The sequence below is a fragment of the Campylobacter concisus genome (assembly GCF_003048875.2).
Taxonomy (GTDB): domain Bacteria; phylum Campylobacterota; class Campylobacteria; order Campylobacterales; family Campylobacteraceae; genus Campylobacter_A; species Campylobacter_A concisus_AU.
The window spans coordinates 1,591,457-1,612,603 of sequence record NZ_CP049264.1 but is presented as its reverse complement, the minus strand read 5'-3'; the positions used below and the strand labels follow the sequence as shown (position 1 = coordinate 1,612,603).

General features: G+C 38.7%; 19 protein-coding genes. 4 read left to right on the top strand and 15 right to left on the bottom strand.

The features are described from left to right. Positions 1-30: 30 nt before the first annotated feature. Positions 31-1,401 (bottom strand): thioredoxin reductase, encoded by a 1,371-nt coding sequence (locus CVT07_RS08000; protein ID WP_107937650.1) that lies wholly within the window; start codon positions 1,399-1,401, stop codon positions 31-33. 3 nt (positions 1,402-1,404) lie between these two features. Then, the gene (locus CVT07_RS07995; protein ID WP_107937648.1) at positions 1,405-5,223 is read right to left on the bottom strand and encodes a hypothetical protein; all 3,819 of its coding nucleotides are present in this window, start codon (positions 5,221-5,223) and stop codon (positions 1,405-1,407) included. A 202-nt stretch (positions 5,224-5,425) separates the two neighbouring features. Between CVT07_RS07995 and CVT07_RS07990 the strand changes: the two genes are divergently transcribed. From CVT07_RS07990 to CVT07_RS10405, 3 genes are all read left to right on the top strand, one after another. Further along, complete coding sequence (locus CVT07_RS07990; protein WP_107937646.1) at positions 5,426-5,695, top strand: type II toxin-antitoxin system prevent-host-death family antitoxin; 270 nt, start codon at positions 5,426-5,428, stop codon at positions 5,693-5,695. Further along, complete coding sequence (locus CVT07_RS07985; RefSeq protein ID WP_107937644.1) at positions 5,682-5,984, top strand: type II toxin-antitoxin system RelE/ParE family toxin; 303 nt, start codon at positions 5,682-5,684, stop codon at positions 5,982-5,984. The genes CVT07_RS07990 and CVT07_RS07985 overlap by 14 nt, the downstream gene beginning before the upstream one ends. Before the next feature lie 571 nt (positions 5,985-6,555). Next, entirely contained in the window at positions 6,556-6,684 is a 129-nt protein-coding gene (locus CVT07_RS10405) for a type I restriction-modification system subunit M N-terminal domain-containing protein (RefSeq protein ID WP_223228536.1), read from the top strand. Positions 6,685-6,885: 201 nt separating this feature from the next. Here the strand turns inward: CVT07_RS10405 and CVT07_RS07980 are convergent, their stop codons facing one another. From CVT07_RS07980 to CVT07_RS07920, 13 genes are all read right to left on the bottom strand, one after another. Then, positions 6,886-8,301, bottom strand: a complete 1,416-nt coding sequence (locus tag CVT07_RS07980; protein ID WP_107937642.1) for a hypothetical protein — start codon at positions 8,299-8,301, stop codon at positions 6,886-6,888. A 280-nt stretch (positions 8,302-8,581) separates the two neighbouring features. Next, the gene (locus tag CVT07_RS07975; RefSeq protein ID WP_107937640.1) at positions 8,582-9,289 is read right to left on the bottom strand and encodes a rhodanese-like domain-containing protein; all 708 of its coding nucleotides are present in this window, start codon (positions 9,287-9,289) and stop codon (positions 8,582-8,584) included. Positions 9,290-9,323: 34 nt separating this feature from the next. Further along, positions 9,324-10,244 (bottom strand): metallophosphoesterase family protein, encoded by a 921-nt coding sequence (locus CVT07_RS07970; RefSeq protein WP_107937638.1) that lies wholly within the window; start codon positions 10,242-10,244, stop codon positions 9,324-9,326. Continuing rightward, complete coding sequence (locus CVT07_RS07965) at positions 10,241-11,629, bottom strand: sodium:solute symporter family transporter (protein ID WP_107937636.1); 1,389 nt, start codon at positions 11,627-11,629, stop codon at positions 10,241-10,243. Before CVT07_RS07965 ends, CVT07_RS07970 begins: the two co-directional genes overlap by 4 nt. Further along, positions 11,629-12,051: a C-GCAxxG-C-C family protein gene (locus CVT07_RS07960; protein WP_107937634.1), complete on the bottom strand. Its 423-nt coding sequence runs from the start codon at positions 12,049-12,051 to the stop codon at positions 11,629-11,631. The genes CVT07_RS07965 and CVT07_RS07960 overlap by 1 nt, the downstream gene beginning before the upstream one ends. Positions 12,052-12,067: 16 nt before the next feature. Then, positions 12,068-13,003: an arsenosugar biosynthesis radical SAM (seleno)protein ArsS gene (gene arsS / locus CVT07_RS07955; protein WP_107937632.1), complete on the bottom strand. Its 936-nt coding sequence runs from the start codon at positions 13,001-13,003 to the stop codon at positions 12,068-12,070. Next, positions 13,000-13,962, bottom strand: coding sequence for a heterodisulfide reductase-related iron-sulfur binding cluster (locus CVT07_RS07950; RefSeq protein WP_159071314.1), 963 nt, complete (start codon positions 13,960-13,962; stop codon positions 13,000-13,002). Before CVT07_RS07950 ends, arsS begins: the two co-directional genes overlap by 4 nt. Further along, complete coding sequence (locus tag CVT07_RS07945; protein WP_107937628.1) at positions 13,940-14,644, bottom strand: TIGR04283 family arsenosugar biosynthesis glycosyltransferase; 705 nt, start codon at positions 14,642-14,644, stop codon at positions 13,940-13,942. The genes CVT07_RS07950 and CVT07_RS07945 overlap by 23 nt, the downstream gene beginning before the upstream one ends. Beyond that, positions 14,613-15,275: a TVP38/TMEM64 family protein gene (locus tag CVT07_RS07940; RefSeq protein WP_159071313.1), complete on the bottom strand. Its 663-nt coding sequence runs from the start codon at positions 15,273-15,275 to the stop codon at positions 14,613-14,615. The genes CVT07_RS07945 and CVT07_RS07940 overlap by 32 nt, the downstream gene beginning before the upstream one ends. Next, positions 15,253-15,963, bottom strand: coding sequence for a TVP38/TMEM64 family protein (locus CVT07_RS07935; RefSeq protein WP_103569728.1), 711 nt, complete (start codon positions 15,961-15,963; stop codon positions 15,253-15,255). The genes CVT07_RS07940 and CVT07_RS07935 overlap by 23 nt, the downstream gene beginning before the upstream one ends. Then, positions 15,960-17,471, bottom strand: a complete 1,512-nt coding sequence (locus tag CVT07_RS07930; RefSeq protein ID WP_107937624.1) for a TIGR04282 family arsenosugar biosynthesis glycosyltransferase — start codon at positions 17,469-17,471, stop codon at positions 15,960-15,962. Before CVT07_RS07930 ends, CVT07_RS07935 begins: the two co-directional genes overlap by 4 nt. After that, a complete protein-coding gene (locus tag CVT07_RS07925; protein WP_107937622.1) occupies positions 17,468-17,845 on the bottom strand; it encodes a hypothetical protein in 378 nt (125 codons plus the stop codon). Before CVT07_RS07925 ends, CVT07_RS07930 begins: the two co-directional genes overlap by 4 nt. Next, positions 17,845-18,483 carry a YdjY domain-containing protein gene (locus tag CVT07_RS07920; RefSeq protein ID WP_021086498.1) on the bottom strand — a complete coding sequence of 213 codons (639 nt, stop codon included), beginning with the start codon at positions 18,481-18,483 and terminating at the stop codon, positions 17,845-17,847. The genes CVT07_RS07925 and CVT07_RS07920 overlap by 1 nt, the downstream gene beginning before the upstream one ends. 472 nt (positions 18,484-18,955) lie before the next feature. Between CVT07_RS07920 and CVT07_RS07915 the strand changes: the two genes are divergently transcribed. Then, positions 18,956-21,097 carry a site-specific integrase gene (locus tag CVT07_RS07915; protein WP_107937620.1) on the top strand — a complete coding sequence of 714 codons (2,142 nt, stop codon included), beginning with the start codon at positions 18,956-18,958 and terminating at the stop codon, positions 21,095-21,097. Positions 21,098-21,147 lie beyond the last annotated feature (50 nt).

The window sequence follows — 21,147 nt, the reverse complement described above, 5'->3', positions numbered from 1 at the left end:
ACCATAATCTACTTGCTTGATGTTAAATCTCTAATCCTTTATCTTATGCTCTTTAGCATAAGATAATATCTTTTGCCTAAGATCTTCTGGGAAGCTATCTCTATACATTACTGGTGTTAGAGGGTTTAGCTTTTTATCTAATTTACCAGCCTCATATAGTCTTGTTAGCTCTTCTGGTGTATTGTAGTATGGTGCATTAGGATATCCCTCTGGTGGGGTTAGGGACATTATTTTTGCTTCTAAAATATTAATATCTCTGTTTAAAATCACTTGCCTATATTCTTGATCATCTGGTTCAGCTACGTCAAAAGGAAGCATTTCATCTTTTAGGACGTCTTTCATTTTTGTCATAAATTCTTCCCTTGTAGTCTCGTTTGCATCTATATCTCTAGGGTCTAGCAATTTGCCTTCGTCTTCAACGAGTTTTCTAAAATACCGCATAACCCTACCATCAGTATCAAGTGCAAGTCCTCTATTAAAATCCATCACGAAGTAGCTTCCTACTATCTCATCAAGATAAGGCATCATTCCATATTCATCTAGTGGGGGATTTTTAGCTAGTTTTCTAAACTCTTCAGCCATTTGTAAATTTTTATTTAGGCCTACTAAATAGGTAGAGTATTCAAATAAATCAGCTAATGCCTCTAGGGCTCCGTCTTGACCAAGTTGGGCTGATAGAAACATTGATTGATATGCTCTTGCTTTAAATCCTGCATAACCTAATCCAACACCTCCTACAAATCCTCCCATATCTCCTAATACTCCTGCACATATATTCCACTCTGCTGCAAATAGTTCTGATTTTAATGTACCTTTGTGAGCATTTACTTCATCATAAATTTCAGCATACTCTGGCTTTGTTAGTTTGCCATTGCTATCTACTCTACCTATGGCATCATCTGGTATATCTATCATAGTGCATTTTAGATTGCTTCTTTTTACTAGATAGATATATCTATCTCTCTTATCTTTTAAACTTTCATAGTATGCTTTTTCTGTCTTAGTCCAAGGTGATAGTTTATTTGAGCTTGGTTTATAGCTAATATCTAGCCATGGTTTAAATGCTAAATAGTCTGTTTGACCTAGAGAATTTGGTTTAGGGTTATAGTATAGTGGTTTATAGTTTTTATATAAAGATGAGTCTAGGATGGAGCGGGCTTCAAGTAAATATTTAGACTGAATTTCTAAGTATTCCTTATTTGTCCTAGGTTTTTTATAATTGTCATTGTTTGGTATCATTAAATTTGTCTTTTTATCAAATGGTATTTCCATGCCATTTGGAGCTATAACTGTATATGTATTATCCATTAAATTTTCTTTACTCATTAAATTTCCTTTATTTATTATTAATAGTGATCCTGCTACTAAAAGAGCTATGATGATAAATATGATCTTCTTCATATCTTATCCTATATATAGACCATCTTCCATTACTATGGTGGTGGCTAAACGACCTACTAGGCGAGGAGGGATAGAGGATGTGGTTTGAGTACTCTTGCCTTTTCTATCTGACGATCCGAATTCCTTACACCCCACATATATACCCTTTATGTTATTGTTACCAATAATATCAAGAGCTTCTACTAGTTCTCTTGATAGGTTGCGGTGAGTATTGTCATAGTTGGTGTTAAAAATTCCTAGTCTAAGCTTATATATAATACTTGCAGCCTCTTGATAGGCATCTATCGGATATTTTGGTTTGCCTGCTGCTTTATTTGGCAATGCGCCATCCTTGTAATTATTATATATCTCTTTCTCCTCTTTAACATCCAAATTTAACTCCCTTATCTCCACATCAGATTCAGTGTATCTACTCCTAGCATATTTAAAGTAGTTTGCATCTATCTCATTGCCAGCTCCTCTTAGCTCATCTAAGCATAGATAAGCACTAAGGTTATTTAGTGCTAGTTTAGAAGCTAGGTTAAAAGATAGTTTGTTTTTCTTATGGTCTATGTCATAGTATATAAATGAGTTATAGTCTAGTCCTCCACTACTTATATTAGCTCCTAGAAATAGTCTATTTAAATTTAGGCTTATATAGTTTTGATAGATCATTACTGGATAGTAGCAATATGTATTTGTACTATTTTTATCATAAGCTTCTTTTATAGACATAGGTTTATATGAGATATTATTTAGTGCATATGCTTCATTAAATTTATATGTGTATCTTGTATGCATTATCTCGTTATAGTTCTCTTCTAGCTTTTCGTATGAGGTTTTCCAGAGTTCTAATGCACCACTAACCATAGAAGCACCTATACTCTTACCTAAAGATCCTGCATAATCTTTTATTAGCCTCTTTATCTCTTGAAAATCTGTATAGCTAAATCTATGAGTATATCTCATAAAGGTATATGTTGTGATCTCTGTATAGGTTATACTTAGTTTATAATACTCCATCGCCATATGAAGCCTAAAAGCATTTGAAGCTTGAATGATTAGATTAAGCTTTGAATGTTGTAAAACTACGCTTGTAGTTTTTAGACTCGTTATTAGCAAGATATATCTATCTATCTCTTTAGTCTTTCTTGCACCAAGTAGGTTTTTTACTAAATTTAATACCCCAAGCTCATCAAGAAATGTTTCTCTTAGTGCCTTTGCGTCTTTATTAAATATATAAGAGCCAAGGGATTCATATATCTTAGATATGCCATCTTCACCAACAAATTTTGAAAGTGGAAATACCTCTTCTATAGTAGTTTTTACTAATAACGAGGTTACCTCTTTATTTATATCTCTATCATTGCTATATGCTATATCTTTTAAGTTTATAGCCTCTTTTAGAGTGTTTTTATTCTTAGCAGCTATAGCCTCTTTTATAGTAGCTTCATCTTTTTTATAGTTATCATCTATCTTGTCAGCTTGTTCTATAAGAAGTTTCATTAGATCTTTTTGCAAAGGATCTTTGATATCTGCATTTTTACCAACTTCATTTTCTGCTAAAAGCTCTTCAACGCTAACTATATCCTTGTTATTTACTCCATCCATATATTTAGACATTTCTTCTATACATAGATACTCGCCACTTTTTAGTCCGCTATTTTTTACTGAGTCTTTGTAGAAAAATAACTTTAAATCTCTATCAAAAACTCTTATTATAGAGTTTGAGTGTAGGGCTTTTATTTCATCATCTTCTATTACTATATATTCATCACCATCTTTAATGCTTTTCTTTATCATTTTTTTTGAATAGCTTTTAGTTATTATAAAGTAAGCTACGCCAAGAGATAGTGCCTCTATGAAAGAGTAGCGTTTTGGGAGGGTTTGTATTATACGTTGCATTTGTGATTGGTATTCATCTGCGGTTGATGAGCCATTTTTTATATCATCTATAAGTTGGCTTGAGATACTACTATTGTTATATGCTTCAGCCTCTCTTCTGTTTAAGGCGTTTTCATTTACCTTATCAAACACTGCTTTAAAAGAGAGAGTTACCTTTTTCATATACTCTTCTTCGCTTTTTTTGATCTTTTCCATATCGTTTGGCTGCTTAGCATAAGCATTTACATGAGAGAAATTTGTCTTAAATAACTCTTCGTATTTGGTGTAATTATCAAGATAGTTAGTGTCATCTTGATAGGCGATCTCTTTAAATTCTTCCCTCTTTTGCTCTATGTTGTCTATATATTTTTTATCTATCCTTGCAAATGGGGATAAATTTAAAACAAGGGTTGATCTATTGTTTTCCTTATTGATGTTTATGCTGTACTGGCTGTAGTCCTTAATAGGACTTAGGGTCTTTATATCGGTGAATTTTTGTTTTACAAGGTTGGATTTGTTGGGTCTATTTAGCTCGTCTTCTATCACTTGATCTAGGCATTTACTTATTACTTCTTCTCTTAGCCCTGCACTTGATCTAAAAGGTGAGTTTGAGAGAACTACATAGTTTTTATTTAAATTTGAAAAATCTTTGCTGTTCATCTCATCGTTTGCAGATGTGCCATTTTTGTCAGACTTGTTCGCTATTAGATTGGCTAGTTTTATAGAGTTGAAATTTGAAGCACAGATAAAATTTAAATTTGCATTTAGTCCTTTTATTTGATCCTTTAGTCTTTTAAAGAGCGTATCATCACTAGAGCCAAAGCCTAAGTTTTTATTTACTATATCATAAGAGCAAACATCCTTAGTGTGATCAAATACCGACAGATCATCTAAATGACCAAACACACTATATCCCTCATCTGCATTGCAATTAACCTCATTTAGGTTATTGTCGTCTCTAAAGTAGATATAGTCTAAATTTAGATGGGTAAAGTCTATAAAAAAGCCAGAGTTAGAGGATTTATCTTGCTTAAATACTAATACATTGCAACTTGAGTTTATATTTAGAGTATTTATAATAGAAGCAAATCTAGATGTGAAAAAACTAAGGATAGGTAAGGTTACGCCATAAAGAGATCTATTACTTTGATGCTCGACCATCTTGTAGGTTAATTTACTAAGCTCATAGAACAAAAAGCATCCGTTTGCCTTTTTAAGTGCAGCCTTTGGGTCACTTAGATCAACTATGCTTAGTATAAAAAGAAATATTTGTTTTAGTAAAAACTCTCCGCTTTCTTTATTTAACTCGCTTAAATTCTTATCTAACTCTCTAAAACACTCTTCAATGCTTTTTTCAAATTTAGCTCCATCTAGTCCTTCACTAGATATCAAAGAGTTAGCATCGCTTAGTAGATCATTTTTTAAGGTATTTAGGCACTCTTTTACGATATCTTTGGTGTCATCATAGTTGGATACTACGACCTCAAACATATCATAAAAGCTTATAGCTTCTGTCTTTGTTTCACCCATGCTTTTTAGCAAATTTCTCTCATGCTCATCCTGAGCAGCTTCAAGTTCAGCTTCATATCTTGCTTTGCTTTTTATGGGGCTTATCTTCTCTTTTAAATTTGCAAAAAACTTGTCAACTGCACTCTTTTTATGGACAATCTTTACTGGTATATCTCTATATTCAAATTCTCTTATTCTATTTAGCTTACTATCAGTAAAGCTCTCTTTATCTATGTAAAAGTCAGATATGATCGACACATCTTTTTTATCTCTCTTCTTAGAAAATATTAGATTAGATATGATCTCATTAGCTATGCCGTTAGAGTACGATGTGAGTGAATTCAAATTAGACGTATAAAGAGTTACACATTTTGCATCAGTCATATACTCTTTTATCTTTTTTAAAGTCTCTTCGCAAGAGTAGGTTATTTTTATTTCGTTGTTTTGCATATTAAGCCACCACTACTGTTTTAGATATTTTATTGTGATTGTATTTATAATATTATTAATTTATTATGGAATAAAGGAAGGTAGGAAATGTTTGATGCTTGGGCTTATATTTTTTAGCTTGACAAGTTAGTTAGATAAAGCCATCTAAATTTATATCATAATTATGCTATAATCATGTCATATTATTAAAAGGAAATAGCATATGCCTCAAATAATACCTATAAAAGAGCTTAGAAACACAAATGAAATTTCACAGCTATGCAATAGCAAGGATGAGCCAGTGTTTGTCACTAAAAATGGCTATGGTGATTTGGTTGTGATGAGTATAAAAACATATGATAAGCTAGTAGCCACAGCCGATATAGATAGCGCCATCGCATCATCTGAAGCTAAGATAACAGCAGATACAAAGATGCTAGAAGCAAAAGATGTTTTTGCTAGTTTAAAAGATAAGTATCTTGAGCAAGTATAAAGTCCTTATCTCACCACAAGCTTATGAAGAGCTTGAAGCGATTTATAAATATATTGCACTATCTTTGCTCTCGTCAGGTGCTGCAAACTCTACGCTAGAGGCTATCAAAAACACTATCCTTAGTCTAGATGAGATGCCAAATCGTGGTGCTATTAGAAAAGTTGGCAGATATGCTAATATGGGCTATAGACAGCTATTTGTTAAAAACTACACAGTGATTTATAGGATCAATGAAAAAGATAAGGCTGTTATAATCATCACTATTAGATATACACCAAGTGCTTTTTAGACATACAACTCTTTTTCAATAATATCTTTCTAGAGAAATATCCACCCATCCTAATACTCTCTCATCTGCGAAAATATACATAACATCACATACTATACGTTACGTCACCTACTGCATGTTACATCATGTACTATACATTACATCATGTACTGTATGTTACATCACATACTGAATGTTGCATCATGTACTGCACATTACATCACATGCAGTATGTTACATTATGAATTTATTTGTTATAATTCAAGAAAATTTAATGCCAGTTTCTAGCATATTTATCAACATTTTTAGTATGTTGATAAACTTACTTAGCAAGCTCGGACCGAGCTTGCTGTAAGGTCTTAGCCAGACGGGCAAAATTTTTATTTAGAAAGATACAACCTAAACAAAACTTTATCCATTCAAGATGACCTTTGTCGATAAAATGTCTAAGTTTTATTTAAGATAAATACTACTTTAAGATATGCAAAAACCTCTCTCAAAATTTTACTCATAAAATCTCTTTCTCCTAAAACAACAATCCCTATCCATAAAATGCTAAAAATAAACAAAATATAAATGGCTAAATTTACAAATGCTAGAGAGCGACCTTTGGGAGTCGGCGGATCTTTTACGCTCAGGCTCAAACCTCACATCATATCAATACTGCATGCCGGTACTTGGTCTTATCTTTTTGCGCTACTCACTAGGGAGAGTTACCTGAGTGCTATGATGATATGAGTATCTCGGCGTGCAGAGAGAAAATTTACGAGTATGTCTATATGAGATATAGGAGTGTTGCGTAGGATATACCGCAAGTTTGTAGGCAAGCCAGTGTAAATTTACTTAGTAAAATTTACACGACTAGCTTACTTTGGTGGCTTAAATTTATAGATTACGCATTGTAAAATTTAAAGGATGCTTGCTACCCCATCTCCATCAAAGCATCATCTTTTGTAAATTTACCCCTTAGCCCTGGAATTTCATTTGCTATCATATCTCTTAGCTCAGGGTTGATATTTGCTATTTCTAGCAAAAGACCTAAGCTTTTGTCATTAAAGTCTCTTAGTTTGAGATTTTCACTTTGTAAACTTTCGGTTTTACGTGTTAGAGATTGATTTTCTCTATCCTTGCTCTTTAACAATGCATTTTGTTCATCTATCTTTGTTTGCTGATTAGTATGTGCTTTTACTCTATTTTTAAGAAGCATTATCTCTTTGTCTTGCTCAGCTTTGGTCTCTTTTAAATCATCTAGCTCTTTTTCTAGCTGTTCTTTTTCTTTTAAGACTTCTATGCTTTTCTCTCTATCTTCCTCTATGATCTTGTTTTGTTCTGTTACTTGCCCAGCAAGAAGCTCTACCTTTTCTTTTAGCTGCTCATCAGATGTGATGGTTATGCTTTCTTGCATTTGTTCAAAAACAGAATTTCTAAGACCTACTATTAAAGCTCTTTTTTCATTTGGCTCTAACCTAAAGTACTCGTCGCCCAACAAAGGCTCTTTCTTTTGCATATACTTATTTGCTTCCGCTTCTATAAGCTTTTGAATTTTCTCTTTTAACTCTTGCTCACTCTTATATTCACTTGCTATTTGGTGCATTTGGGTTAAATTCTTGTGTCTATTTTTACTTGACTTACCACGAAGTACCTGACCTTCAAATGCCTCTGCACCCATATCTTGTAGCTCTTGGCCAAATTTTGCTGTTTTTGACCTGCCGCTAAATCTCAAATTTGCATGCTTCTCAAAGTTGTAGTTTGTAAAAAAGATATGAAAGTGCTTGGTCTTTTCGTCATTATGCTCAGCCACAAGCAGACACTTTGCGCCATACTTTGCGCAGTATGCATTTATAAATCTCATAACTCTATCCATCTGTATGTTTTCATTTATAAATTTCGACTCTTCTTCGTTTAGCCCTTCTTTTGGCTCCTTCTCTCTGTCTGTACCAAACGTGATGATAATCTCACAAAAGCTACGCATATCTTTGCGCCAAGACTTTTTTATAACAGTATCTTTGCCATTTCGCTTTTGCGTATAGGACTGCGCAGTATAGTCTTCTTTAAAGCTATCCTGAAAGCCTTTAAGTAATTTCTTTACAAAGGCCATATTATGTAGTTCATCATCTTTGCTGTTAGCATCTCTCATATTGCCATTGCCATTAAATTCACTTAGGAGCTTGTAGCGATTAATAGTGGTTGGATTCTTGTTAAGATACTTTATATGCTCAGTTTGATTTTTCTCACGGCACGCATGTGCAAACCTGCCTATGGCTCTACCATATGTTAAAAAACCTGACCTCACATTTATGACTAGGCTGTGATCGTTTATTGTATATGCATTAGCCATGGCAAATCACCTCACTACACAAACTTTCTTCCCTGCTAGCGGTGCTAGTTGCTATAAATGAAATTTTTTTCATTTTCTTCCTTTTGAAAAGATATTTATAGTAATTACACCAATTTTGGAAAAAATCTGCGCTAGAAATGCAAATTTTTGTGAAAAAAATCATAATTAGAAAAAGAATAAATTAAGAATAGTGAAAGGATATAGGGTGAAAGTAGGTATATTAAATTTGTATTATTAAAAACTTTGAGCTTTCAGGTTGCCCCAAAAGCTCATATAAATGTTATTTTACTAGCTCGTAGCTGTGTTCTTTTGTGCCGTCGAGTAGATTTAAGACTTTGTAGCCTTTGTCGCTTAGCGTTTGAGCTAGTTTAGCGCTGCGGTTGCCGCTGTAGCAGTGTGTGACGATAGTTTTGTCTTTGTTTGCTTCAAGCACGTCTTTGTAGTTATCCACTGGCTCGCCATCAGGTATGCTAATAGCGCCTTTCATATGTCCAGCGTCATAGTCTTTTTTCTCTCTAACATCGATGATTAGAACGTTTGGATCGTTTGCGATCTTCTTAAATTCCTCTGCGTTTATGCTGCCAAATTTAACTAGATCGTAGCTAAATTCTTTCACGCCCTCAGCGTTGCTAAGCTTGTTAAAGCCCTTTGCTTTTAGTATATCTAGTGCCTTGCCGCTGCGGTTGCCGCTGTTGCAGTAAAGCACGACGTTTTTATCTTTGTAGCCGTTAATCTCATCTAGTCTAGCCTCGATCTCTTCAAGTGGGATGTTTATAGCGTGTTTTAGGTGGCCAGCGTTATACTCCTCCACTTTTCTCACGTCGATGACCAGATAGTCCTCTTTTTTCTTGTTATCAGCTTGTATCGCAGCTAGGTCAGCGCCCTTAAATTTAGCGTCTGCTGGCGCTTTTGTATCGCTGCAAGCTGTGAGAAAACCAAGTGCAAAAAGCACGACTATACCTTTAACTATTTTACTTTTGACGAACATTTCGTCTCCTTTTGTTTTGATAAAATTTCACTATTTATTTTGCGTAAATTTGCCAAAATCCGCCAAGCATCGCCTCTTTTATCTCGCCCTCGCTACCATTTGCTATGCGGTCTCTGTATGAGACCTCGGCTGGACTTTGAGCCTCCCAAATTTGATCAAACCACTCTAAAAATTTCGCCGTGTCATATCGCACAGGAAGTGCCTCGATGTAAATTTCGCCCAGCCTAGCGCGGTATATCGCCTCTTTGCTAGGCTTAAGCGCGATGCGAGTTATGAGCCCATAAAGCTTGCCGGCGAAATTTGGCATGCCAGCCGCGCCGTTATTTATCACTACGCCATTTTCTAGCGCTATGGCGGCAGGGGCGCATGTGTGCGTGCAGGCTAGCACGTCAAATTTACGCTCTTTAAACCATAAATTTAACTCATCTTGCCTGACTTTTTGAGCCAAATTTTCACGAGAGCAGCCCCAGCCAGCTAGAAATTTCTCATCTCCGTGCGTGATAGCGATATTTGCGCCGCCGACGCTTACTAGCTCGCATTTGGCACGCTTTTTAAAAATTTCTATAAACTGCTCGCACCCCTCTTTTATAAGGCGGCTTAGGCGTGCATGGATCAAATTTGAGCGATTTATGGTGCCAGCGTCGGTGCATGAGGGATAGAAGCAGCCGCATCCGTTTTGTCCGCTTGCTTGCTCGAACTCTACATTGCCATTTATCGCCGTTAGAGCGCGTTTTTCTATCTCACGCTCTATCTGGCAAAAGCTCTTTGTCTCCGCGTCAAACCAGTGGATGTCGCCGTTAAAAACGACATCCGCACCCTCGGCGTCCGCCATAGCTAAAATTTCATTGAGCGCAAAGACGTTGCCGTAAAGTCCGCCTACGACATATAGGCAGCGGCTTTGAAATTTTGGCCCCGGAGGGAAATTGAGCGCGTAGCTAAGCGGGCAAGAGCTCATCTTTTATCTTTGCAGCCGCAAAGTAGCCCAGGCAGCGCATAGGCAAGCGTGCAAGCGATGAGTCCATATAAATTTATGCCCAAGAGCATTGCGTATTTGCCGCTGCCGATCGCTAAAAACTCAGGGAAAATTTTCGCGTCAAATGCAAATGCGACACCCAAAAATATCCCCAGCCAAAAGCTAAGATGAAAGCCAAGCTTTGTTGGGCTCACAAATCCATGCAACAAAAATACCGGCGCTAGGCCGATCACCATCGTGCCGCTAATCGTCGTAGCCTTTAAGATATCGGTGCCCACAATCATCGGTAAATTTCCAAAAATGGCAAAAAGTATCATCGAGATGATGCCGATTTTTATGGAAATTTTAGCGACGTCTTTGTTTAGCATCGCTGGGATATCGTAGCCAACTAGCTTTGAAAGGCTTGCAAAGGTCGAGTCCAGCGTCGATCCAGCAGCCGCTATCATGACGGCTGTCATCAGGATAGTTGAGCCAATCCCCATGGTTTTAGCTAGCTCGGCTGGGATGTTGCCCTTTGCGGCTATGCCCTCAAGCGAGCCGTAAATGCCGATAAAGCTAAAAATGACGATGGCTACAAAGCCTAAAATACCAGAGATCACAAAGCTTTTTAGCATCGTTTTTTCTTCGCAGATGAAGCCTCGATCGGTTAAAACAGGGTCGTGAAAAGGGTAGCTAACTAGCTGTAAAACAGCGACTAAAAGCAGATCCACGCCGCCACCTAAGCTCCAGCTGCCGGTGCTAACTAGCTCGCCCACGCCGTGCTTTGGCAAGATAGTCACGATGACCCAAAGCGTGGCGATGATAAAAACTAAAGCCTGGATGACGTCTGTCACGATAGAGCCCCTAAGTCCGCCGCGAACCGAATAAACTAGCGTAAAGAGCGTAAAAAGCGAGGCTGCGACGATAAAAGGCATGCTGCCGCTATCTCCGTAGTAGCCGCCCACGACTGCTGTGTTGCTCCAAACTTCGTTAAAAAGCCTAACCAAGATCGCCACGCAAAATGCGATGCTCGCCGCCGCGCCGTAGTTGCTAGTTAAAAACTGCACGAGTCCGGTTGCGCCAAATTTGCGCCTTAAGCGGTAGATGACGATGCCGGCTATTGGTATACAAAGCCAGTATGTTGCGTAGGCTACGCCTCCGACGATACCGTAGCTAGCGCCTAAATTTGCGGCGTTTGTGACTGATTTTGCAAATATCCAGCTGATAAAAATGCTAGTCGTTAGCAAAAATGGCGACACCTTTACGCCGCCTTCGTCCTCCCCTTTAAAAAACGAGCCGATACTGCGTGCCTTTGGTGAAAAAGCGTACATTATCACGCCGTAAACGATCAAAAAGCCCCAAAAAAAGAGCGACTGATACTCTTGCATTAATTCTCCTTAAACTCTAAAATTTGATCCAAAGCCCTCATGCTATCGCTTATAGCGCAGGGGCAAATTTTCGCAAAGAGCCCTTTTTGCATTATCGCTTCAAGTTCATCCGGCTTGCTTAGATCATGCCCCAAGACCTCTTTGCATATGCTAGATTTTTGCGTTTTAAAATATATCTCTTTAAAGCGCGCCAAATTTGCATTGTATTTTTCTTTATCATCGCCGTAAGCAAGCCCCAAAACTAGCACTGCCGCTAGATATGCGCCACATACCGAGCCCTCCTGCATGCCGCCTAAGAGCCCAAAGCTAAGCTTCATAAGCTGCGCCTCGTTTGCACCTAGGTGCTGTGCGTAGCGTGCTAATATCATCTGCGCGCAGTTTTGCTCGGCAAATTTTTGCGCTATCTCTTCATTGCTCATCATTTTTTATCCTTTAAATTTAGGCTAGTGCGCCGCAGCAGCTCGACCCAGCACCTGCTGTACAGGCGTAGCAGTAGTCTCGAAAGACAATCTGCCTACCAAGCTCGCCGCTTTTAGCTAGCTCAAAGATATCCTTTGCGCCGTGCGCCTTAAGCCCCTCCATCTGGTTAAAATCGCAATCATAAAGAGCTCCGTCATATCCCACTGAAATTTGCGCTCTACACATTATATTTTGCGCGGCATTTGGGTTAAAATTTGCTTCTAAAAGCTGCATATAAGGCTCAAATTTACCGCTTTTTTCAAGCGATCTTCTAAATCTGCCAATCGGCACGTTCGTGATCGTAAAAAGATGATCAAATTCCACGCCAAAAGCGCTTTTTAGCTCTCTTTTGTAGTCCGCTTCAAGCCCAGCTTGATCGCCTGGCAAAAACGCACCACCTGGGTTATAGACTAAATTTAGCACCAAATTTCCGCCCTTGCCGTATCCTAGTGCATTTAGCCTCTTTAGCGCCTCTATGGAGCCATCAAATACGCCTCGTCCACGCATGCCATCGACGTTTTCTTCGGTGTAGCAAGGTAGGCTCGCAACTAGCTCCACGCCGTGATCTGCGTAAAATTTAGGTAGATCCTCGTAGCCATTTTCAAGTAGTATGGTCAAATTTGTTCGCACGATGATGTGAGGCGTGATCTTAGCGGCCTCATCGATAAACCAGCGAAAGTGCGCGTTCATCTCAGGTGCGCCGCCAGTGACGTCAAGCGTGCTAAATTTATGCGCGCTAATCGCCTCCAAAACAGCCTGCAAAGTCTCCTTGCTCATCGTCTCCGTGCGCTTTGGTCCAGCCTCGACGTGGCAGTGCGAACAGGCGAGGTTGCATATCTTGCCTAGATTTACTTGGATAGTTGAAATTTTATCAGTATGCCTGATCTGCGGTGCTATACGCTCCGTGAAGTTCATTTTCTACTCCTTTTATAAAATTTTAAACTAAGTACGTTTTTTAGATAAGCGGTGTTTGGCGCTTCGTTTACGCCGCTCATCACCGTGGCGAAGTGTTTTATGTTTTGCACGCCGTTTTTGGCGAAATTTCCGCAGCAAGTGGCGCAGTAGGTGTAGAGATTTGACAAATTTTTATCCTTGACGGCTTGCGGATATCCTGCGGCAATTTGCGGTTCGCTACTTTTTGCTAGTCCGCCAAGCCCACAGCAGTTTACATCCTTAAAGCTATCTTTAAAATTTGGCACATACTTTTTAAAGGTCTCAAAAATAGGCTTATGTATGCGCTCAGGGCAGGGGTAAAAGATGTGCGCCTCCTCTGTGATCTCGTGGTTTAGGCCAAGCTCCTCAAATTTCTCGTATATGGTCTTTATCTTGACATCCACCTTGTCTTTTAAAAAATGGTAGCAGTTTGGACAGGCCAAAATGAGCGTCTCTACGCCCTTTGCGGCAAAGAGCTCGTTTAGATGTGCCTTTGTCTTGTTAAAATTTGCATTTGCTTCAAAAAGTGGCTTGCCGCAGCAGTCTATGCTAAAATCAACCCCTAATGGCTCTAAAATTTCGATGATTTTTCTCGTGGTTTTAGGCAAAAAGCCCGGGAAATTGCAGCCGAAAAAGACTAGCTCGCGGCTCTTTTTGGGCGAGTTGTTGGCGTAAAGATAGGGCGATTTTAAGAAATTTAGGTAGCGAAACGGCTTTTTTATCTGCTCTCTGTGTTTTAGCGCGATCTCGTTGCCGCTGATGTCTTTGGGGCAGACCTTGTAGCACTCGTCGCACAAAAAGCAGCTAAATGCGAGATCTTTTCGCTTTGAAAAATCAAGCAAATTTATATCGTATTTGGTCAAAAACTCGCAGTGTTTCGTACACGCTCCGCACTCTATGCAAAGCTCTGGCGGGTTTTTAATAACTTTTTGCGATCTCATCAGCGCTAGCTCCATTTCTAAATTTATACTGCAAAATTTGCATTTTTATGAGTGTTTTTATGACACCCTCGCACCTAAATTTACGCGCATTTGTCACTATATTTTGAGATAGCTGGCAAAATTTCACACCAGATCTTTTTAGCTTCATGCTTAGCTTATAATCCTCCATAATAGCTAAATTTTCAAAGCCGCCAAGTGCGTTAAAAAGGCCTTTTCGTATAAAAATCCCCTGATCGCCGAACGCGATATTTCTAAGCTTTACGCGTAAATTTGAGCAAAGCGCGATCAAATTTAAAAGCACTCCGCCCTCATCAAATTTAAGCCTAAAGCAGCCAGCCTTGCAGCGATCAAGCGCCCTCTCAGCGGCCAAAATCGCCCTCTCATCGCAAAACGCGCTATCAGCGTGCAAAAAGAGAAGCTTCTCAAATTTAGTTACACTCGCCCCAGCGTCTAGCTGCGTGCCTCTGCCTTTTTTGCAAGGCAGAATTTGAAATCTCTCAGGCGAGAAAAATTTGCTCAAATTTAGCGCTAAATCAAAATTTTTGCCCTCATAGAAATTTGGCTCGCTAGCATCAGCAAATATCACTTCAAATTCACCTTTTTGAGCTGCCAAAAGAGCACAAAAACGCTCCAAATTTTCGCACGGCTCGTTATAGATCGGCGTTATTACCGAGATCGCCACGTTTTGCTCTTATCTTTTTTGCGCCCCAGCTAGAAAGTACCACAAGCGCCGCCATCAAAACGCAGGCTATGATAAAGCCGTTTGAGCGCATATCAAGGGCTTTTTCACCCAAATTTACCATTATAAAAGTTGCCGGCACGATGCCTACAAAGGTCGCCACCACGTACTCACGCAGGCTCACGTTCATCACGCCACATGCGTAGTTTAGGGCATTATACGGCACTAGCGGCATTAGGCGAAGGATCAAAATCAGGCTAAATTTACCGCCAGGCTCGCCAAGTGTTTTTAAAATTTTGCTTTTTGAGTTTTGCGTGAAGTCGCTAACGGCGCGAAATCCCAAAAATCTTGCGATATAAAACATCAAAACGGAATTTATCATCGCGCCTATTATGGTGTATAAACTGCCGGCAAATAGCCCAAATACCGCACCTGCAACGACAGCCAAAACCGGCACTGGAAACAAAAATATCGGCAAGATAGCAAAGCATAGGACATAGATCATTGGAGCAAATAGTACATGCTCGCCGATGAGCTCACGAAGCTCGCTAACGCCGATATTTTGCATCAAAAATACAGCCACGAGCATGATCGCAGCGATGATAGTAAATTTAAGCAGTCTTGTTTGCTTCAAGCTGCGCCTTTTTCGCCTTTTTATCATCTAAAATTTTCTTTGCGACGTAGGCCACGATTGAGAAGGCAAATAGTATAGTAAGACCCACAAATAAAATTTTGCCACCGCCCATCAAACTGCCGCCAAAATACGAATATACAATCGTCGCAGGAAGCTGGCCGATACCAGTCGCCCAGAAAAATCCCCAAAATCTCATTGATGTAAGCCCTGCTGCGTAGCTTACTAGATCAAAGCTCACAAACGGCAGCAAACGGCAGACGATGATCGTGTGCTTGCCAAATCTCGTGAAAAACTCGTCCGTAGCTGCAAGCGCCTTTTTGCCAGTTAGCTTTTCAACGACGTCGCGACCTAAGATGCGCGCTATGTAAAAGCAAAGCGCAGCGCCCACCATAGCTGAGCTCCACGATAGCACAGCACCCCAGACCCAGCCAAATATCATCGCATTTGAAAGCGTGATGAGAAACGCTGGCACCGGCGCCATGATGCTTTGAAGCACCATCAAAAAAAAGCTCACGCAAGCTGCCGTAGTCTTGTCAAAGCTTTGCAAATATGCATAGACTTCATTTAGGTCAAATTTGCTAAGCATCACGACTGAGTCGGTAATCTGCTTGTTTACCGCAGGGATAAAAAAGTATGCCAACGCGACTATCGCGACGGCGACTAGGAGAAAAATTTGGGATTTTTTCATCTAAATTCCTTAAAATATTGTTGTAAATTCGACAAAAACTTGTCGCTAAGATAGGCTTTTATCTTGTTAAAAGTGTATTCGTTTTTAATGGCTCTAGCACCGTTATACTCGACAAATGCCATCGCGCACCAGCTAGTTCCTCGCAAGCAAGTCATCGTAAAATACTCTTTAAATTTTCGCCTATCTATCATTTTTTTCGAGTAGTTTTCATATAAATTTATAAATTTTTCTATCTCATCAGCACTAAATATCACGTCCGTCTTCCAAAACGTGGTCGTTGGCACACTAAAATGTGCCAGATCTTGCTCACGCTCGCCAATTATCGGCTTTTCCCAGTCGATGATGTATGAGCTCTCTTTACCGATGATGAAATTTGAAGAGTTTAGCTCGGTATTTATGATACAAGGCTCCTCTATATCGCGCTCAAGGTCAAATTTCTTTGCTATTTTTAAGAAAAATTCGATCATCTCAGCGGTTTTTGGCTGGGCTAAATTTGAGTCAAAATAGATGTTAGCCATCTTTTCGCACTCTTCAAACATCGCTTTTAATGGTTTTTGCGCAGTGATTAGGCTGTGATTTGACGGGATCTTGACTGTGTGCACGCTAGCTAGCAAACTAGCTGCCGTCTCAAGATCGCTCTCGTATCTTAGCGCACGCCCTTTTAAAAACTCCATGCTCATCGCCCCGCGCGGCAAAAATGGGCTTGGCTCGTAGTACTCTAGCGGCGCTGGCGTGACCTTTGAGCTTTGTAAAATTTTAAGCGCATCAAATTCATATTTTATTTGATTTTCAAGCGCCATTTGCGACTTTGTATTTATGCGAAATACCTTTTGGCCGCCTTTGCGAAATTTGTAGTTTATGTTGTATTCGCCGCTAGCAAGGGGTTTTATAGCGCTTGGTCGCACGCTCAAGACGTAAGCGAAAATGTCCTCTTTCGTATCGATGTCGCGAAGCGGTTTAAATTTGACGTAGCTTAAATTTAGCTCTTCAAATTTAGCGCAAACTCCATCGCACACGCTCTGCCTTAAAGAATAATCGCTTGAAAAAATCTCATCTTTTAGGCTGGCGCTTCTTAGAGCGATCGCGCAGTATCCACCATCAAGCGTTGGGGCGATAGCGGCGCCATTTTTGCTAAGCGCTTTAAAATAGCTATTAAAGCCTTGGGTAGTGAAATTTACAATGTCGCTGCCGATTAGTAAAATTTGCTCATATCCAAGCGCCTTTACATGTTTAAATGCTTTAAGCATTCGCTCGCTTAGTGAGCCCTCACTTTGGGCAATAAATTCATACTCATCGCCTAAAATTTGCTCTAAAATTTTAGCCTTATCGCTTGGCGTAAAAAAGATGAAAATTTTGACGTTTTTTAGTTTTTGAAGCTTGGTGTTTATATCTTTTAGTAAAAATTTATGTAAATTTGCTGCTTGCTGTGGCGTCAAAAAGTCAAGCAGTCTGGTTTTGGTCTTACCAGCGATCGGAGCTCTGGTAAAAAGTATCAGCGCTTTTTTCAAATTTTGCCCCTAAAGAGGGTAAATTTAAATAAAAAAAAGATATTTAGAAAGGTTAAAATGCCTAAAAATAGGTACTTTACTTGAGTTAGAGTTAAAATTTCTAAATAGCTCTCTTTGATGAGATAAAAGAGTAGCTCTTGCTTGCCAAGCCAAAGCGTGACTAAAAATAGCAAACTTTGGCTAAAAACTAGCGCAAAAATAGTCGTGCGCTTTTGAAAGAGCCCGTAAAGTAGCCCAGCCACGAAAAATCCAGCCACGATATAGCGGTTGTGCACGCGCATCTCGAGCCAAACTGATAGCGAGACTAAAAGCGCCGCGCTAAGCCCTAAAAGCAAAGCGCAAAATGCGTAGTATAGGGCTCTAAGGGCGTGCATCAGTTTGCAACCCTAAAGCTTATAGCTACAAATGTGCCATCAGGCGGTAAAACGTCTTTGTTGCCGTGAAATACGACTTCGTTGCGTTTTTCAACTGCGCCGTGAGTGTAGGTGTGGTTTGAGATGATGCCGACTGAGCAGCTATCTAGGCACGCGATGCAGCCGGTATTAAAGCTCTTTGCGGTCGCTTCATTGCCGCCAAAACGCATGTCGATTTGTTTGCCGTTACTATCTGTGATGACTTCGTTGATGTCGTAGCTTTTTGGTGCGCCGTTCCATGTTACTTCGATCTTGATCTTGTCGCCTTCGACGTGTGTTTCAGGGCCATTTTTTAGAGTCATATTGTTGCCTGGTTTGGCGCCTATTTTTTTCATAGCTTGGTAGAAATCGTTTTGATTTGCAAGTGCGATAAACACAGGCTTATCGCCAAATCTTCCATCTTTGAAAACTACTGCGTGGCGAGTGTTTTCAGTAAAATACTTGCCATTTACCTTGGCTAAAACAGTGATAGTTTTGGCGCTTTCATCTACTACCATCGGATTTTGAGCGCTTACTACGCCAACTTGATCGTCGCTAGCTTGAACGCTTGCGGTAAAAAACAGACTAAAAATAGCCATAAAAATAGCTTTTTTAAACATATTAGTGCCTTTCTGTGAAGAAAATTTGAAATTTGATTTACGAAAACTTTAGAGAATTTGTAAATGTTGCAGGCGAACCTCGCCTAAAAAATATTTTTGAATTATATTTTGTTTAAAATAAAAAATTGTTTAAATGACATTTTGTTCATAATGCGCAAAAATTAGTATTTTTCATTGTTTTAGAAGTGTAAATGAGATATAATTTTGGGATTTTTAAGAGGCTGTCCCACTTTAGTAACTAAGTGTTCCACTCTTAAAGGAAATTTTAAAGAAAGGGAAAGAACGAAAGCATCACTGCTAGTGCCTAAAATAGGGTGTTTTGGTGTCAAGGGGGAGAATTGAACTCCCGACCTCCGGCTTATGAGGGTTTAAAATAAACCTTATGTAAGCACCAAAAAGACGGCACACAGCCAGTTTCACACTAGGTATCTGCTACATTTTGCTACAAAGTTATATTGCATAGGTAACAAAGATGCAATATCTAGTCAAACGAAATGGCATATACTACTTTAGAGTAGCCATTCCACTATATTTGAGGCCTTATTTTGGTAATAAAACCGAATACATAACCTCCTTCCTCACAAAACGCTTTGATACAGCAAAAAATCGTGCTAAGATCTACTCTATAATTTTTAACGCGATCAAAAAGGCATGGAAGATGAATTTGAGCAGCGAACTTATAGAGCACTTGGTGCTTTTGCTTTTAAAAGCCAAGGAGGCCAAAAGTATCAAAGAGCATGATATGCTTGGCAGATATATAAATTTAGATGGATTACTATCACTAAATTTGTTTTTAAAACAGAGTTTAAAAGAAGATAGCTTGCCCGGCGTCATATCAAAAGAGGTTGATGAGATCTGCAAAAAGCTATCTTGCACTGATCCTCAAACCAAAAAGCTTCTTGGAAAAAGAGTGCTTGAGGTAACGATAGATAACATAAATCACATATCATATAAGATGTGCAAAAACCAAAAGTTATTAAATTATAAGCAACAGACATTTGTACCACTTGGTAAAAAGCACAATAGTGCAAATTTAGATGATAATACTAAAGACAAGATAGCAAAAGGTGTTAAAGAGGCTAACATAGATAGCTATCAAGACGACATAGAAACTTTAAAAAAACAGGACTTGGTGCTGCCTTTTACTAAAAAGTCCTTAAAGCACTCTGTTTGTGAGCTAAGAGATGCTATAAATGAGCTAGCAAAACAAAAGGGTGCACTCACACAAAACGATATCCTAAGAATATTTGGTTGTGAGCTATCACCAGATGGAGACAATGAGCTAAGTGATGATCTAAAATTTGGATATGGAAATTTAAATGATCCTAGCTTTGGTGGTCAGGTAAAGCTATATAAGGCAGATAAATATGAAGATAAGGGCATAGTTTTAAGTGACATTGAGGCTAAAGACCTTGCGATAGATGATACAAGTGATGCTAGTGGCATGACTTTCAATGAAGCTATAAATTTCTTCCAAAAGCTCTTCTCAAGTAGAGCTAAAAGCTTTAAATCGCAGCTAGACTCAACTGCTAAAAACGAAAGCAAAGCTGACATCGTCACGCTAAAGAGCGCATTTGAAAACTATGTATCAAACACAAGCATTTCAAACAACTGGAGTGATAGCACATTTGGTCTTGTTAGACATGTAGGACGGCTAATGTCTATGAAATTTGGCGACGAGCTAGACATCAAAAAGATAAAAAGAGATGACTTACTAAATTTTAGAAATGTTTTACTACAACTACCAACCAAGCTCTCTCAAAATAGTCTCTATAAAGATAAGAGCATAGATGAGATCATAGCTTTAGCAAAAGATAGACCAAAAATTTCTAAATCAACCATTAAGAAGTATATTGTTAGAGTTAGTGAGTTTTTTAAATACTGCTACGATAGCGACTATATAGATAAGAACCCAGCGGTGGATCTACAAATAGATTTAAACCAAGATGACGTTACAAATAAAAATCCTTATGAAGATAGTGACGTAAACGCACTTTTGGATATTGTTAGTAAGATTAGATCAAGTGGTGATACCAAAAGTCAAAGAATTAGCAAAGATGAGCTATTTTTCGTTACTCATATAGCAGCTTATTCTGGCATGAGACTAAATGAGATAATACAGCTAAACACAGATGATATAGTTGAAAAATATAACATAGTATGCTTTAGTTTAAATACAAAAATAGATGTAAAAACTGGTAAGAGCAAGACTTTAAAGACTAGAAACTCTGCAAGGATTGTTCCTATACACTCTAAGTTAAGTAGAATTGGGCTGTTTGAATTTATAGAGAGTAAAAAGAAGCTAGCTAGGAAATGTGGTAAAGCAGTTAGGCTATTTAGCTGTGATAATAAAGACTTCTCTGAATATTTTAGAAAAAAGATCAATACTAAAGTTATAAAAGATGGTGATAAAACAAGAACATTTCACTCATTTAGGCACACTTTCATAAACAAGCTCATCCAAAGTGGCCAAAGGGTTGAGCATATAGCTGCCCTGGTAGGACATGAACAACAATATAAAATCACTATGAATACTTATGGGGAGCCAGTAACTCCTAAAATTCTAAAGGATCTAGTTGAAGAGGTAAAATTTAATCAAGGAGGGGAAGGGTGAGTACTTTTTATTGTAAATGTATATAGCCATTTACAATAAAGAAGCGTTTA

What these genes read in the sequence shown, in the direction of transcription:
- CVT07_RS08000 (WP_107937650.1), bottom strand. Translation starts at nt 1,401, where the DNA reads ATGAAGAAGATCATATTTATCATCATAGCTCTTTTAGTAGCAGGATCA.
- CVT07_RS07995 (WP_107937648.1), bottom strand. Translation starts at nt 5,223, where the DNA reads ATGCAAAACAACGAAATAAAAATAACCTACTCTTGCGAAGAGACTTTA.
- CVT07_RS07990 (WP_107937646.1), top strand. Translation starts at nt 5,426, where the DNA reads ATGCCTCAAATAATACCTATAAAAGAGCTTAGAAACACAAATGAAATT.
- CVT07_RS10405 (WP_223228536.1), top strand. Translation starts at nt 6,556, where the DNA reads ATGCTAGAGAGCGACCTTTGGGAGTCGGCGGATCTTTTACGCTCAGGC.
- CVT07_RS07980 (WP_107937642.1), bottom strand. Translation starts at nt 8,301, where the DNA reads ATGGCTAATGCATATACAATAAACGATCACAGCCTAGTCATAAATGTG.
- CVT07_RS07975 (WP_107937640.1), bottom strand. Translation starts at nt 9,289, where the DNA reads ATGTTCGTCAAAAGTAAAATAGTTAAAGGTATAGTCGTGCTTTTTGCA.
- CVT07_RS07970 (WP_107937638.1), bottom strand. Translation starts at nt 10,244, where the DNA reads ATGAGCTCTTGCCCGCTTAGCTACGCGCTCAATTTCCCTCCGGGGCCA.
- CVT07_RS07965 (WP_107937636.1), bottom strand. Translation starts at nt 11,629, where the DNA reads ATGCAAGAGTATCAGTCGCTCTTTTTTTGGGGCTTTTTGATCGTTTAC.
- CVT07_RS07960 (WP_107937634.1), bottom strand. Translation starts at nt 12,051, where the DNA reads ATGATGAGCAATGAAGAGATAGCGCAAAAATTTGCCGAGCAAAACTGC.
- arsS (WP_107937632.1), bottom strand. Translation starts at nt 13,003, where the DNA reads ATGAACTTCACGGAGCGTATAGCACCGCAGATCAGGCATACTGATAAA.
- CVT07_RS07950 (WP_159071314.1), bottom strand. Translation starts at nt 13,962, where the DNA reads ATGAGATCGCAAAAAGTTATTAAAAACCCGCCAGAGCTTTGCATAGAG.
- CVT07_RS07935 (WP_103569728.1), bottom strand. Translation starts at nt 15,963, where the DNA reads ATGAAAAAATCCCAAATTTTTCTCCTAGTCGCCGTCGCGATAGTCGCG.
- CVT07_RS07925 (WP_107937622.1), bottom strand. Translation starts at nt 17,845, where the DNA reads ATGCACGCCCTTAGAGCCCTATACTACGCATTTTGCGCTTTGCTTTTA.
- CVT07_RS07920 (WP_021086498.1), bottom strand. Translation starts at nt 18,483, where the DNA reads ATGTTTAAAAAAGCTATTTTTATGGCTATTTTTAGTCTGTTTTTTACC.
- CVT07_RS07915 (WP_107937620.1), top strand. Translation starts at nt 18,956, where the DNA reads ATGCAATATCTAGTCAAACGAAATGGCATATACTACTTTAGAGTAGCC.